Annotated in this window: 13 protein-coding genes; 6 read left to right on the forward strand and 7 right to left on the reverse strand. The window is 62.9% G+C overall.

Annotated features, from left to right (window positions below):
• Positions 1-207 precede the first annotated feature (207 nt).
• Both NMQ03_RS11955 and NMQ03_RS11960 read left to right on the forward strand, forming a co-directional pair.
• Positions 208-1,020, forward strand: coding sequence for an alpha/beta hydrolase (locus NMQ03_RS11955; protein ID WP_255172387.1), 813 nt, complete (start codon positions 208-210; stop codon positions 1,018-1,020).
• Between the two features lie 59 nt (positions 1,021-1,079).
• Complete coding sequence (locus NMQ03_RS11960; RefSeq protein WP_255172388.1) at positions 1,080-2,027, forward strand: alpha/beta fold hydrolase; 948 nt, start codon at positions 1,080-1,082, stop codon at positions 2,025-2,027.
• A 23-nt stretch (positions 2,028-2,050) separates the two neighbouring features.
• On the opposite strand, the gene NMQ03_RS11965 is transcribed toward NMQ03_RS11960, so the two are convergent.
• Together NMQ03_RS11965 and NMQ03_RS11970 are read right to left on the reverse strand one after the other, a co-directional pair.
• Entirely contained in the window at positions 2,051-2,785 is a 735-nt protein-coding gene (locus NMQ03_RS11965; protein ID WP_255172389.1) for a glycosyltransferase family 2 protein, read from the reverse strand.
• Positions 2,786-2,799: 14 nt separating this feature from the next.
• Positions 2,800-3,408 (reverse strand): hypothetical protein, encoded by a 609-nt coding sequence (locus NMQ03_RS11970; RefSeq protein ID WP_255172390.1) that lies wholly within the window; start codon positions 3,406-3,408, stop codon positions 2,800-2,802.
• A 207-nt stretch (positions 3,409-3,615) separates the two neighbouring features.
• Between NMQ03_RS11970 and NMQ03_RS11975 the strand changes: the two genes are divergently transcribed.
• Genes NMQ03_RS11975 through NMQ03_RS11985 form a run of 3 tightly spaced genes read left to right on the forward strand, consistent with a single transcriptional unit; the run spans position 3,616 to position 5,255 of the window.
• Positions 3,616-4,116, forward strand: a complete 501-nt coding sequence (locus NMQ03_RS11975) for a DUF2087 domain-containing protein (protein WP_255172391.1) — start codon at positions 3,616-3,618, stop codon at positions 4,114-4,116.
• Positions 4,117-4,158: 42 nt separating this feature from the next.
• Complete coding sequence (locus NMQ03_RS11980) at positions 4,159-4,644, forward strand: hypothetical protein (RefSeq protein ID WP_255172392.1); 486 nt, start codon at positions 4,159-4,161, stop codon at positions 4,642-4,644.
• A 56-nt stretch (positions 4,645-4,700) separates the two neighbouring features.
• Entirely contained in the window at positions 4,701-5,255 is a 555-nt protein-coding gene (locus NMQ03_RS11985; protein ID WP_255172393.1) for a DUF3090 domain-containing protein, read from the forward strand.
• Positions 5,256-5,279: 24 nt separating this feature from the next.
• Here NMQ03_RS11985 and NMQ03_RS11990 read toward each other — a convergent pair whose 3' ends face one another.
• The 3 genes from NMQ03_RS11990 to NMQ03_RS12000 all read right to left on the reverse strand — a co-directional run bounded on the left by NMQ03_RS11990 (position 5,280) and on the right by NMQ03_RS12000 (position 7,310).
• Entirely contained in the window at positions 5,280-5,825 is a 546-nt protein-coding gene (locus NMQ03_RS11990; RefSeq protein ID WP_255172394.1) for a hypothetical protein, read from the reverse strand.
• A 46-nt stretch (positions 5,826-5,871) separates the two neighbouring features.
• Positions 5,872-6,609 carry a PspA/IM30 family protein gene (locus NMQ03_RS11995; RefSeq protein ID WP_255172395.1) on the reverse strand — a complete coding sequence of 246 codons (738 nt, stop codon included), beginning with the start codon at positions 6,607-6,609 and terminating at the stop codon, positions 5,872-5,874.
• 302 nt (positions 6,610-6,911) lie between these two features.
• A complete protein-coding gene (locus tag NMQ03_RS12000; protein ID WP_255172396.1) occupies positions 6,912-7,310 on the reverse strand; it encodes an STAS/SEC14 domain-containing protein in 399 nt (132 codons plus the stop codon).
• A gap of 220 nt (positions 7,311-7,530) precedes the next feature.
• Here NMQ03_RS12000 and NMQ03_RS12005 point away from each other — a divergent pair, with 220 nt between their 5' ends.
• Positions 7,531-9,060 carry an HNH endonuclease signature motif containing protein gene (locus tag NMQ03_RS12005; protein WP_255172397.1) on the forward strand — a complete coding sequence of 510 codons (1,530 nt, stop codon included), beginning with the start codon at positions 7,531-7,533 and terminating at the stop codon, positions 9,058-9,060.
• Positions 9,061-9,385: 325 nt separating this feature from the next.
• On the opposite strand, the gene NMQ03_RS12010 is transcribed toward NMQ03_RS12005, so the two are convergent.
• Both NMQ03_RS12010 and NMQ03_RS12015 read right to left on the reverse strand, forming a co-directional pair.
• Positions 9,386-12,961: an NACHT domain-containing NTPase gene (locus NMQ03_RS12010; RefSeq protein ID WP_255172398.1), complete on the reverse strand. Its 3,576-nt coding sequence runs from the start codon at positions 12,959-12,961 to the stop codon at positions 9,386-9,388.
• Positions 12,962-13,250: 289 nt separating this feature from the next.
• Positions 13,251-13,730: a zinc-ribbon domain-containing protein gene (locus NMQ03_RS12015; protein ID WP_255172399.1), complete on the reverse strand. Its 480-nt coding sequence runs from the start codon at positions 13,728-13,730 to the stop codon at positions 13,251-13,253.
• Between the last annotated feature and the right edge of the window lie 280 nt (positions 13,731-14,010).

Genomic DNA, 14,010 nt, shown 5'->3' on the forward strand with positions numbered 1-14,010 from the left:
TACCCGTGTGGGCGTGGCGCCTCTTGATGCGCTCGGTCAGCGCCCGCGAGCAGGCGCGGTTCAATACGGACCCAATCACTGCGGTGGCTTACACGCACGACATTGACTACGTGGGCGATGGCCTCCGTTCCCACCGCCTCGACATACTGGCGCCGCTAAACCCGGCACCCCGGTCTGCGGCGGAGGGGACGTGGTAGCCGAGGGGACGTGACCGGCCGACTGCTTCCCGTTTACGTGTACTTCCACGGCGGAGGCTGGACGTCCGGTGACAAGGCAGCGCTGACCAAGTACTGCGCCAACCAGGTGCTGGGCGGGATGGTGGTGGTCAACGTCAACTACCGGCACGCACCCAGGTTCCACATGGGACACGTGCTTGAGGATGCCAACGCCGCCGTCGCGTGGGTCGCCGCCAACATCGAGGGATACGGCGGGGATCCCGGGCGCCTGGTGCTGGGAGGGGACTCAGCCGGCGGCCAGATCGCTGCTTTGCTGACCGCTGCCAGCCTGCGCCCCGAATTGGCGGCGCACTACTCCCTGCGGCCCGCTGTTCCCGCCGCGCATCTGAAAGGGCTTGTTCAACACTGCAGTGCAGTGGATTTCTCGGTTTTCTTTGAGGCCGGGTTTGTCCTCAGCCTCAATTTCGTCCGTATGCTCCTCCCTGCCGCGGCGTCGGCAGCGGATCCGGAGGCAACGGCTCCGTCCGAAGGCGGCAGCCACGGGCCGTCGCCGACCCGCACGACCAGTGCGCCGCTAAGGGTTGCCGCCGGCTTCCTGTCCCCGATCGAATGGCTGGACGGGAGCCATCCCCCCGTGCTCGTCACCACCTCCGAGCGGGATTACTTCTACCAGGCGAACTTGAACTTCATCGACCGGCTTCAGCAGCACGGCATTCCCGTGGATACCCTGATCTACCCCTGGAACAGCGCTAACACTGAGCACACGTGGCAACAGGATTACCGCTACCCGGAATCCCAGGAGGTGTACCGGCGCCTGCACGCATTCGTCCGTGATGTTGCCTGACTGACCGCCGCTTCCTCCCGGTCCTGACGAAGGTCAACGGGCTGGACTATGTTTGGACCATGCCGGAGCCGGATCAAGAAGACTGCGGGGTCAACCTTGACGAGTTTGGTTCCGCCCGCGTGGATGCCGCCGCGAGGCTGGATGCGGAGCTCGGTGACGTGGACTGGTTCGTGCCGCCTCCCGGCGCGGTCCACTGCAGCATCGACGTTCCCAGTGGCCAACTGGCCGCCATGGCGCTGGGCGACCCCGGTGATCCCGGCGTTGTTCTGGTTCCCGGCGCCACGGGGTCCAAAGAGGATTTTTCACTCATGATGCCCGACCTCGCCAACGCCGGCTACTTCACCCTGAGCTATGACCTGGCGGGCCAGTACCAGTCCGCAGCAGCGGGCCCGGAGAGGCTGGTGCCGCCCAGAAAGCACTATGACTACCGGCTCTTCGTGGACGACTTCCTGGCGGTCCTTGAAACGGCCACTGCCCCTGTCCATGTTGTGGCTTACTCCTTCGCGGGCATCATAGCCCAGCTGGCCTATGTGGAGCGGCCCGAGCTCTTCAGGTCCCTTACCCTGCTCAGCTGCCCGCCGGAGCCGGGCCACAGCTTCAGGGGCGTCAGCCGCATTGGCCGGTTCAGCACGTGGGTAAATGGCCGGGCCGTCGCTGCCCTGCTGATCTGGGGCATCCGCAGCGGCAGGGTGGCCCACGTACCAGCGGGAAGGCAACGGTTCGTGGACTACCGTTTCCGCTTCACGCGCCGCGAGTCCGTGCGCGACATCTACACACTGATGCAGAACGTTCCGGACCTTCGGCAACGACTCGCCGAGGCGCCCTTGACCAAGTTCGTGGCGGTCGGGGAACACGACCTGTGGCCGCTCCAGCTTCACCGCCTGTTCGCGCAGTCCATCCGGGCCCGGATCGGGGTCTACAGGGGTGGGCACAGTCCATGCGAAACGTCGCCGCATGAGCTCAGCCGGGACCTCCTGGCCCTTTATGCCAAGGCAGAGGAAGGGTGAAAGATTACCCGCGGATGCTACCGCTACCGGCGGGAATGTTCGCGTCGGCGGCGCAGGGGTGGCTGGTACCGGAATTCGACGCGAAACGTGACCAGCGACATTACGAGCCGGCGTTTGAACGCGGACCAACTGGTGAAGGGGCGCGCGGATACGCCCACTCGAAGCGTGGGATCGTAAATGACATCCATCTCCGGCCGGAGCCGGTAGGAGATGTCCAAGTCGTCGTGGACCAGCGCGTTGTCCCGGACAACTGTTGTCCGGATGCCGGCCCACAGTTCCCGGTGAAGCGCGAAGTTGGATCCATAGACGGGAGGATGGCCCAACAGAAAGCCAATCAGTCCGAAGTAACCGCCCAGGAGCAGGCACCGGCCGGTCAGGCGGGCCAAGAAGTTTCCACCATGGAAGTCGCCGGGCCCGGTAACGGCGGTGAGGGGTCCGGAAGCGAGGAGGATCTGTTCGATGCGCTCGAGCCAATCCGACGGCGGCCGCGAGTCAGTGTCCAGTCTGGCGATGATTGCGCCTGCCGCCGCATCAAAACCCGCCGCAGCCGTGGCCGGAATGCCCGGCAGATCCACAGGTAACCGCCGCACACCGGCGGCGGCACAAATGTTGGCAGTGTCATCGGTGCTGGCGTTGTCCACCACGATGATCTCGTCCGCAGGCCTGGTCTGCACGGCCAGCAGGGCCAGGCAGGCCCTCAACTCACTGGCGTCATTGCGCGTCGGAATGACCACGGAGATGGGAATGACGGCGTCCATGCCCGGCAGCCTATCTAGGTTTGCGCCGTTCCGGCACGCTCGCGGATGTTCAGCAGCATCTTGCGCATCATCCAGATGTCACCGAACTCCACAAGCGCGGAGAAGGCCAGTGTCGGGGAGAGCCACCGGTATCGGGAGCGGATACGGCTGACAAGCCGGGTTGAGCCTTCCGTGAGGGGGTCAAGCTGCCACGTCCAGCTGGTGTCCCCGGGAGTGCCCCAGACCATGGACCGCGGAGGCTGCATCGCGCGGACCGGGATGCCGTGTTTGCCGTCGGGACTCATGGGCACGATGTCGCCCACCGCCAGGTTCTGCAGTTCCGGGATGATGCGCCGTGCGCTCGGCCGCCCGAGGTTATCGAGGAGGTCGTAGCTGTACCAGCCGCCGCGGGTAACTCCGGCCTGCACCAGCCACGGCCAGACCCTCTCCGGCGGTGCGGCGATGGTGATGGCACGGGTGGCGTTGAAGGTCGGCTTGGGCACGAGGTCATCGCCCGGCAGTGGCCTGGAAACCTCTTCCGGCGTGGCACCCCAGGTGAGCTGCCATTGGCGAACCCAGCGGACATAGACGACAGCCGCGGCCGCAGCCACCAGGACAGGGACCAATCGCGTGCCGGATCGCATTCCCCAAGTCTGGCAACAACGGCCTGCCGGGTCCCAGTGCCGAATGTCCCTTCGGATCGAGCCGCTGCGGACAGGGCACCGGTACAGATCCACTGAACCGCGGCTTCCCGGGACCACGGCATCAGGGCTAGGATCTTTCGGCACACTCTAACACCTGGGCGTGAGTCAGCGGCAGAGGGGAAAACCGACGTGGCCGGAGGCACCGGAATGAACGGCCCGCACTGGCGGCGGGTGCTGGCAACACTGGGCAATGCTGATGCGAGGATTGCATACGCCCAGATAGTGCTGGGTGCGGCGGCCAAGGACGTCCTGCCTGAGCTGAAGGAACAGCGGCGGGTACGGGCCCTCGTAGCACTGACTGAGTCGGGGCTCGTTCAACAGCACGCATCGGGTGAGTTGGTGGCACAGGACTCGATATTCCGCGACTTGCTGGCCCAGCAGCCACGCCGGCAGCCGCGGACTGGGCTGGACAGATTCATGCGGCTGGGGCGGATCGAGCGATACCCCGCGAACGTTGCCGAGCGGCGGGCCCTGTTGGCAAAGATCGCCAACGAGATCATCGAACCTGGCGAAACGCTGACGGAGCGGCAAATCAACGAGCGGCTGCTCAGCTATACCGACGACATCGTCCTGCTCCGCCGCTACTTGGTCGACTTCGGCCTTTTGCAGCGCACGCCCACGGGCTCTTCATACTCCTTGGTGGAGTAGCCAGCCCCGTGCCCTTTGACGGAGTGCAGTAGCTTGGAGCGCATGAGCGACTCGTCACGTGTGAAGCCGGGAGGCGCTATGAAGGGGGCCGTGGCTTTCGGCGCGGTCGCGCTGTTGTGCGTTGTGGCAGGCGGGTTGGTTGCGGCAGTCACCGGTCCGCTCCATCTTGAACATGGGTCGTGGGCAGCTGCGTACCTGGTGCTCGTCGGAGGAGTGGCACAGGGGGCTTTGGGCATTGCCCAGTACTTCCTGGCGCCGAAACGCCTTACCGGCTGGAAAAGCGTTGCGGAGCTGGTGGCATGGAACGGCGCCTCCGCTGCAGTCATCGGGGGGACATTAATCGGCAACCCATGGGTTGTCGATGCCGGCGGGGCGCTGCTGGTTGTTGCGCTGGCATTGATGTTCCGGACCGTGCAAGGTCGGGGCGCAACGTCCGGTTGGCCTCTTTGGGGATACCGGGCCCTGCTGGTAGTGATCGCCGTCAGCATACCTATCGGGCTGGTGCTGGCTCATTTGCGTGCTCCGTGAACTCCCCTGCGGCAGGGCAGACCCACCGCGGACCTTGTCTCCCCTAAAATACTCACATGCCTACACTTGTTCACGAGTTTGCCTGGCCGGATCGGGTCGTCATCGGCACCATCGGAGCTCCGGGTGCGCGCACGTTCTACCTGCAGGTACGCGCCGGTGCGCAGCTCGTGAGCATCGCCATGGAGAAGCAGCAATCGGCCCTGCTCGCCGAGAAGGTCGACGAAATACTCGACCAACTCATCACCCTCGAGGGGAACCCCTTCAGCGTTCCCACCGGCACGCCCATCGAGCTGGTTGACAACGATCCGCTTGAAACTGTTGAGGAGCAGTTCCGCACCGGCGCCATGGGCCTGGGCTGGGACCCAGCGACGGCGCAGGTGGTGATTGAGGCCTACCCCCTCACCGACGCCGATGCTGATGCGGACGACGAATCCCTGAACCAGGACGGGGCCGAGGCATCCGAGATGCTGTTGGTGCGGATGCCGGTGGGCACGGCCCGCGCCTTCACCAAGCGCACGCGTGAGGTAGTGGGCGCCGGGCGACCCCTCTGCCCGCTCTGCGGATACCCGATCGACGCCGAGGGGCACGTCTGCACTCCTCCGGAGATGTGATTCCGGCGATCTGCCAGCCAAAGGCTACGGGGACGGGGACTGGGCGGCGTGCTGGATTTTCTGGAGGGTAGCCGGGCCGGCTGCAATTTGAATGACGCCGCCGTCTGAGTCCAGGGTGAGGATCCGGAAGTCCGACGGCACGTCCTGTTGATTGTCGTGGCGGTTAGCTTTCCGCACCGGGACGCCTGTTGTTCCAAGCCCGGTGAAAGCCTTGCTGCGGCCAGTGGGGATCAGCGTGTCGTCGACGATCGGCTGGAAATCGATCCGCTTATCGCCCGGCCTGGCAATCCCCATCTGCCAAATGCTGCTCAACGAGCCCGCCGATGAATCGGGGAATCGCAGGAAGACGACCAGGTTGCCGCGTTCATCAAGCTTCTCCGCCGTCGTCGGGAACCGTTTCGTCAGGAAGAACACCCCGCCACCGATCATCAGCGCGTAGAAAACGGCGTTGGAGATGGCGTCGTCGAGGCTTCCCCCGGCGATAAGTCCTGCCGCCAGAATGACGGCGCAGGCGACTGCACCAACCAGAGCGGCACGGAGCGCGGGATGCATCTCGCCCCACTTCCTCATGGCGCCATCCTAGGGGCAGAATCTTCCCGCAGCTACGGCTCTGTCCTCACTCTTCCCGTGAGCCGAGGGCCTTACGGTCGCCCGCTTTGAGGGCCGCCAGCCGGGCTTCCACTTCGGTCTGCTCTCCGAGGTTTTCCAGGGAGGCGAACTGGGCTTCAAGGGAGGAGGCAGCAAGTTCCTGCTGGCCGAGGACGGTGGCTTCCTGGCGGCGGACACTGTCCTCGTAACGGCCGATCGCCGATGCCGGGTCTCCGCCGCCCAGGGCTTTGAGGGCGTCGTTGACCTGGGACTGGGTGGCGGCGACCCGGGCACGGTTGACCAGCTCGTTGCGCTTTACGGTCAGTTCCCGGAGCTTGGCCCGCATCATGTCCAGGCCATTCTTCAGCTGGTCGACGACCTGGTTTTGCGCGGCCAATGTGGGCGCCTGGGACTTGGCGGTGGATTCGGCGGTCATTTGCCGGCCGAGGGCGAGCCTGGCCAGGGCGTCAAACTTGTCGGCGTCCGCGTTGTTGCCTGCGGCGCGGAACTCGTCGGCCTTGCGCGAGGCGGCTGCGGCCTTGCTGCCCCAGGTATTCGCGTCGTTCACTGCCCGCTTATAGTCATCTTCGGCCATCCGGAGGTTGCCGATCGTCTGCGCCGCGGCGGCCTCGGCTTCGCGGATGTTCTCCGAGTAATCCCGGATCATCTGGTCCAACATCTTCTGCGGATTTTCGGCTGAGTCCAGGAGGGTGTTCAGGTTGGCCTTGGCGAGCTGGGCAACGCGGGCGAAAATACTCTGCTTCACGGGGTCTTTCTATCGTCGGTGGAATTCGCATCCTATCTGACCACCGTCATGCGGAAACCAGCGGTGTTGCCAGAGCCACTCTTGAGCGAACCTTGTGCCCATCGTGGGTTGCCGTTCAGTGACGGGCCCTATCGTTGAGGTCAAGATCCTGCCGCTGGGGCAGCGTCTGCACAGCGAGCCAGGGCCGGCGGCCGGAGCATCCCGAGACCGGATGCAGCCCCCCAATCCGCCGCCGGCCCCGTGCCCCTCGGCTGCGGGCCTGCAGGCGTTCCTCGCGGGAGTTGCCTGGATGGGAACGGCGATCAGTCGGTGTCGCCCGGTCCCGTGGCTTCCTCCTCTGAGTCCTCAAGCAGCCACGCCATTGCCTTGTCCCGGGACGAGAAATACCTGACCGGGAATCCGGTCGGCGCCAGGGGGAGGCGGAACATGGCGATGACGCGATCAACGGGAGAGGAACCCAGCAATGCCATACGCGAAATGCTGGATGCGTCGGGAAAGACTTTTCGAGCGGCCGCGGAGTGGGTCACACCCTGGATCTCGACCAGCATCGGCAACCTGGTGCCCTGGGCCAAGGAGGTGATGGCCGCGAGGGCGGCGTTGGCCACGTCGATGCCTATGTAGGTCCCCAGCTTCCAGCTCAGGCGAAGGACTCCACCGGACAACTCCAGCGTCCCTTTGCCTTTGATGTCCACCTTGCTCATGTGTCCCCTGTCCTGGAAGTCGAGCCCCGCTCTTGACGGTAGCCGAACGGCGCCGCCTTCACAGCAGACCCGGACCGCCCGACGAGGGCCACTGGGCGACACCCCTTTCATCTGCTCACTTAGCCTAGGGGGCAAAGACTATGCAGGGGTAGTAGCCAAAACTTTCCGTTGCGGTCCACTACTCGCTCACATTGTCGGACCCTCCCTTCACCATTGGTACATGGGACGGGACGCGGTGGCAAAGGCATTTGAGGCGATCGACGCCGCCCTTGCCGTTGTCCGTGGCGAGGTAGCCAAAGCCGCGTGCGGAGCGCCCGCAGCCAACGATCCATTGGCCGCCTTGGCCGACAAATGCCTGGACATCCTGGCCGGAGCGGCTCGGACCGAGGCCCGTGTCGCCGCACTGAAGGCCGAGGCTGTGGCCACGTTCGCGGAGTCAGCGCGGTCTATCGCTCCCCCAGACATCACGGTGCAGGCGCAGGAAATGGCCATCGCCGCGGAGGTGGGCTGCCTCCTGGCCATCGGCGACCGCGCCGCCGGTGCACTTCTGGCACAGTCCTACGCGCTGACGACCTCGCTGCCCCGGACTTTGGAAGCACTCAAGGCTGGAACTATGTCGTGGCAGCACGCCGGCGTCATGGTGGAGGAGGCAGCCACCCTCAACCCTGACGCCGCGACCGCGTTGGAGGCCCACTTCCTCGGCCCGGACGCGCCGGACGCTGCCCGCGGTTGCCCCGCAGGGGAGATGCCCGCATACCGCTTCCGGCGCAAGGCCCGGGTCTGGCGCGAACGCAACCACCCGGACAGCATCGAAAAACGGCACGCAAAGAGCGTGGAGGAGAGGTGCCTCGAGTTCGCTCCGGAGCAGGACGGCATGGCACGCTTGTCCGCATACCTGCCGGCGGACAAGGCCACGGCCATCTGGAACCGCTACACCGCCATCGCCCGGGGCCTCCAGGGACCCAACGAGGAGCGCACCCTCACCCAACTTCGCGCGGATCTTTTCGCCGCCACAGCCCTCCGCGGGGGCAGCGGCTGCACCGGTTGCTGCCGTGGGTCCGCCGGAACTGACGACGCCGGTACCGCGTCGAAGGGGCTTGCTGACATCCCCGTTCCCCGCGCCGAAGTCCTGGTCACCGTCCCGGTATTTTCCCTCCTCGGTGCCACCGATGAACCCGCTATGCTGGACAGTTATGGCCCCATCCCGGCCACCATGGCACGGGATCTCGTAGCCAACGGAGCCGACTCGTTTTACCGCGTGCTCGTGGATCCCCGTGACGGCGCCCCGCTGGAAATAGGCCGCACTAGCTACCGGCTCACCAAGGCCATGCGGAGGTGGATGAGGTTGCGGGACGGCAAGTGTCCCTTCCCTGGGTGCAACAACAATTCTTTGGACAACGAAGCAGATCATCTGCTCGCCTGGCACCAGGGTGGGACCACTGGAATCAGCAACTTAGGACAGCCATGTCCCAGGCACCATCGGTTGCGGCACACCAGCGGGTGGCGGCCGACGGCGGCGTCGAAGAATGAGCCGCCCGGCTGGGTTTCGCCCTCCGGGCGCAAATACAAGAGTGAGCACCAGGACTGGGAGCCACCGAAGTTGCCTTCGCCGCCGCAGGCGCGCGCTCGCCTCCTGACTCAACCAGGCCGCAACTCAATGATGCCAGCGGGCAAAGGCACAGTGGACTACTTCCGCCTGCCACGGTCCCTCGGAGAGGACTGCCTGGCTGAGTACCTCGCCGCGCGGTGAGCTCAACGTGTGCTATCGGTTCGTGCCGCCCGGGAAGCGCAATGGACCCCGCACAAAGCGTGCGGGGTCCATTGAAACCGGCTGTCACAGTACAGAATGTGCCGCCGGCCTGCGTATCGAAGAAAAAACCTGTGTGATGTTCCGATCTATCTGAGCAATTGCTCACGGGTCAGAGCCGCGGAATGTCTGGGTTCTTTCCACGGCGACGTCTCATAGCGCGAGTCGACCTACTTGGGCAATTCCCGAAGCAGTATCCGCCCCGATGGCTCGAGGAGGAGAATTTCCGTGGATTCGTCAGCGTCTAGCGCCCTGCGACCGCAGCGCTCTAGTTGAAGACCGACATTAGCTCTTCCAACTCGTCGTCGGGCCGGTTGGTACCGCAGGAGCACTTATCCGCATCGATGCCGACAGCACTACCGCATCCATGGCAACTCCAGCGTTCCGGCCGAGGAAGGGGGGCTCGCAGGAGTTCAGCCAACTCATATGGGAGCGCATTGTCCAGGATGGCTTCGTTTCTTACTGAAAGGTCCGGATCTTGAAGAAGCTCGACAAGCGTCTCATTGTCCTTCGCCGCCCAGGCCATCCCCGACTGAACTCGGCAGACACCGGCGCGTGCTAGCGGATCTGACAGAAGCCAAGCTTGACCTGGGTGATGATACTCAACCACCAAACCTATTTGGCGCCGCGCCGTCGGAGAAAGTCCGCCCAGAGCCGCTTTGAGTGTGTTGAGGGAGTTTTCAGTAAAGCCTTCGGCATCAAGAGCAAGAGTCAACGCCTGGAGGCCAAGCCACGCATTACCCGTTCCCCAAGCAGCTATGGCCAGCTCTTCCCAGCCGTCCGTGGGTGACAAGCGGGCGCGAGGTGTCCGATCTGACGGGATGTCGAGCAACGTACTGCCGTATCGGCCAAGCGTAGAAACTGCATGGATCTGAGCGGCAACTTCATTGGTAGTGAGCGAAGAGTCATCCACTATTTTCCGCGCTATTGCCGCACTGAGCTCCGGAAACCTCTCGATCGCCCAATACAGCTGCCCGAAGGCAACATCGTTGACGCGCAGCAAATCATATGCAGCGGAAGCCTCGTCGAGATGCCAGAGGTCTGCGCGAGCGCTTTCGCCCGGTTCTCCGAGGCAGTCTTTGAGCAGGCTGAGCGGCTGGTCCGTTGTACTGAATGATTTGGGAAGAGAGTCGAAGAGTTCAGTCCCAAAATGGAGGTCCAGCATCGCAAGATTTTCGCGGAATCCCTTCTCTACGAGAAGTGCGCGGACCTCGTCCACATCGTAAATCGGGCCAATATGGGCTGCTGCCAATACTCGGAGTGCCAGCTCTTCACGCTCTGGGGTCAGCTGCTCTGCCGCATACCTAGTTACGACGTACAAGCCAGATGTATCTATGTCTCGCCACGGCCCTATATATCCGTCTTTTCGGCTTCTGTCTGGCGCCGGAGGCAGTGCGTCCGCAATCACCCGCCAGTGTTCATCTGAATTGGCCGGATGCCTAGGGCTCTGAATTTCCCTCACAGCGAGCACAACGGAAGTTTGCCTGGGGTCTAAATGGCCGAGCGCAAATTGCCTTATCGCGGAATCTTGAGCTTCGGATAATGGGTATCGGGCTATCCGGACTGCTAGACGATAGGCCTCATCCACTGGCCCGGTCAGGAACTTCTTGATACCAGTATCGTCCGCGTTCTTGTCTTCGGTCTTGGCGCTGCGGGGCAGGGTGGGCAACCTAGCCAGATGACGATCCAGTACCCGGCCCTGTATTGAAGGATCGAGGATTGCACCGTCCTCCACCGCGTCGAGAATGACGTCGAGAAGCTCGGATGCTCCCTGCACCGCGAGCTCAGCCATCCAGTCCATCGCCTTCGGATCTAGACCACACAGAAGGCGCATGGCGTGATACGAATCGGCGTCTGTCTTGTTCGCGACTACCCATTCCTTCATGGCCGTGATGTTGCGGTCAAGCAGCATCGCGACTCCCAGTTCCGTAAACAACCGCGATCTCGCCGTGAGTCTCCCACCTTCGGACGACGTGACGAAAACTGCAGCGGTCTCGTCCCAGAAACGGAGAATCGCAGTAGCCCATGACGGGGCCGCTGGAGCCGGTATGCCCCAATGCGGAAGGCGAGCAACAACCGCATCGAATGCGTCGCCCCATGCACCTCCATCAGCTACTACGCCAGCAATATCGGCAAACGTATCGATGACAATTTGTGGCTGATACTGGTCTGGCAACCCCGCCTCGATACCGTCGATGCGTCGCATCTCCCATCGACTGACGCTCGATTCAATTGCCATGCGCAAGAGCTCGGATCTTGACTTGGGGACGCCTGCCGGCCCCCGGTCGATCAGTATGGCTAGCATAAGAATTGCCAGTAAAGGAACATTCCAGAGATCTCTATCCTTGCTCTGGGCATGCTTTATGAACGCTCGACGCGACTGCAGCCATATTGTTCGCTCACCGCCCCTTGTCGGGACGCTTTCCGCGAATTTGACGAGGACATCGTCGGTGAGTTCCACCAGATCATCTGGCGGCAAGAGCTCATATTGCGGAAGGTCCAGTTCCTCAATTCCAACCACCGCATGTCTACTCGATACAACCAAGTCTGTGTGCGCTGCGAGGTTTTCCAGGAAGTCGCCCAACCAACTAACGACCTTGGATCGATCGCTGACAACTTCATCTAGCCCGTCAAAGAGGTATATGACATCGCCATGTTGCATGCGTTCTAGCAATGCAATTTCAAGAACCTCGTTATTCCCGGCCAGATGCCTCGCGACCTCTCTGAACCCCCACGAGGACGACACCGGCAGCACACTGAGCGAGGTGGAAACGTCACGAAGTCGCAATGGCAACGGCAGGGGCGCGTTGGTGTCTTCCGCGAATGCTGCGGCTATCTGTCCTAAACTGAACGACTTTCCGACGCCAGGGCCGCCAACCAGAACAAAGCGTCCCTGTCTCCGCGTGATGCTCAGCAGGGGGGTCGCATCGGGCCTGCGGCTAGTGTTCGACGTCCACTCACGCAGAGCACGTACCCGCAGCGCTTGAGAGCAACCAGGGCGGCTGAACTTTTGGACCTCAAAATCGAGAGAAAAGAAGTTGACTTCGTCCTTAGTCTTAGCGAGGTTCCTTCGGTAGGACGCGATTTCATCATCCTTCGCCTGGAGCTGGGCCGCGAGCACTCCTTTCGGATCGGAGTGCACGGGCAGCTGGGCAGCACGTAGGGCCAAACGCCAGTCGTCAATACCTGTTTGCTTGCGCTGACGGCTGTGGTCATGAAAGAAATTGGTCAAGATCGCGAAAGCTGCCGGCCCCGACTCTGGGGCCACGACGCCAGCGTCCAACAGAGCGCCTCCGAGTTGGGACGCCTGTCCAGACGAATCGGTATCAATCACCGCCACGAAGACCTTCTTCATTACATATTTGGCCTTGCGGCGGCTCAGCCCATGCTCGCTTGTCAACAGATCGATGGCAGCTTTGCGGCTCTCTTTTTCACCTTCCGTCAGAGAGGTGCCGGCGCGCCAGTGATCGAGCGCATCGCGCAGCAGCTTCAGTGAACCAGACGCATTGGAGACTAGGAGGACGAATCTGCTTACAGACGTGGCTTCCCCGCTCTTAGCGGACGCAGCCCACTGTGCGGCCGACTTTTTATAGGCGCTTCCTAGGCCGCAGCTACTCTTGGCTTGTATGTGTATGGCACGCCCGTCGCTAAGCAAGACTTCGATGTCGTCGACAGCGTGGTCGGTCTCCAATCCAATGCTTACGGGCCACGCGTCGGCACCCAACCATTGAACGCTTTTCCCGTTTAGCCCGTATGCCGCAATTAGGGCGGCACCAACAGCTCGGTGGTTTGAACCACTTTCATTTGCGACACCTCCAATAGCGCCCTGATTGACCGCGTTCATCTCACTCCTCAAGTTCCCTGACAGCTTAGTCAACACTGACGCGGACGGCTGAAGGCAGTCCGAAGAACGGTATGAGAGCGTGGCAAAGAAGCGCCGGTGGGAGAGCGGGGGTCGCCGCCCCTGACGAGAAGGAGACCATCAGGTGCCCCTCACGGCCGTGGGCCCGCAGAGCACCCGCTCCGTCCCCTTATTGCTGGCGACCGGAACCGCCGGCCGGGCTCAATGCCGTCACCTTCGGCGCCAGGACGTGACCAGCGGCTGGTTCACTGAGCAAGCCTCCCTTGGTGCGTCAATCTTCCTGAATGTGGCGCGCAATCCGCTTGTCCCAGCCTTGCCGCCCCCGGCGGAATTCACTCGCGGGCGTGCCGGCGCGCTCCTCAGGCAGACAAACCGAGCACCCTCCCGAACGGAGGCGGTTCCGCACCTGTGCGTACTGGCTATGTCCTTGAAAGCAAGTCCACCAGCGTTGCCTGACGCCGGGGACGACCTGGGTCGGGTCGACGTCGTTGCGTTCATAGTCCCAGTCAGCAAGTAAGTCAGGATGCGTCGTCGCTAGGTCATTTTCTCCTGTAACCATGAGGCGACCGGTGTCGACTGGGCACTGCTGTTTTTCCTGCTTGGTACGGTAGGCGATGGCTTGCTCGAACTCGTGACCGTCCGGGCACACCCACCACACACGTTTTTCAGAGCCAGCCTTCACGTCGCTTGGTTCCAGCGTGCCGTTCTTGGATGGGTGCCACCATGAAGCCACCCAAGCGTGAGTGGTCACAAGGTCATTCTCCCCCTCGGCCACAGAGCGGCCGTCACAGTACGGGCAGAACGGGCGCAGTACGAGTTTGGCCGGAGTGCGAACGAACCGGTGGCCAGCTACGCACCGCAGATGTACCTTGGCAGTCGAGTTGCCAGCGGAGACTTGGTGCGCCTGCTTCTGTTCGACTACCGGGTCCCAAAACTTTGTGAGGTCCGGGTGCGTCGTAGCTAGGTCGTTATGATTCGGCAGTACAGCTTTGGCGCTGCAGTAGGGACACCCAGAACAAAGCAGCGCGCGG

Origin of the sequence: Arthrobacter sp. DNA4 (assembly GCF_024362385.1) — a bacterium.
In the GTDB taxonomy this organism is placed as follows: domain Bacteria; phylum Actinomycetota; class Actinomycetes; order Actinomycetales; family Micrococcaceae; genus Arthrobacter.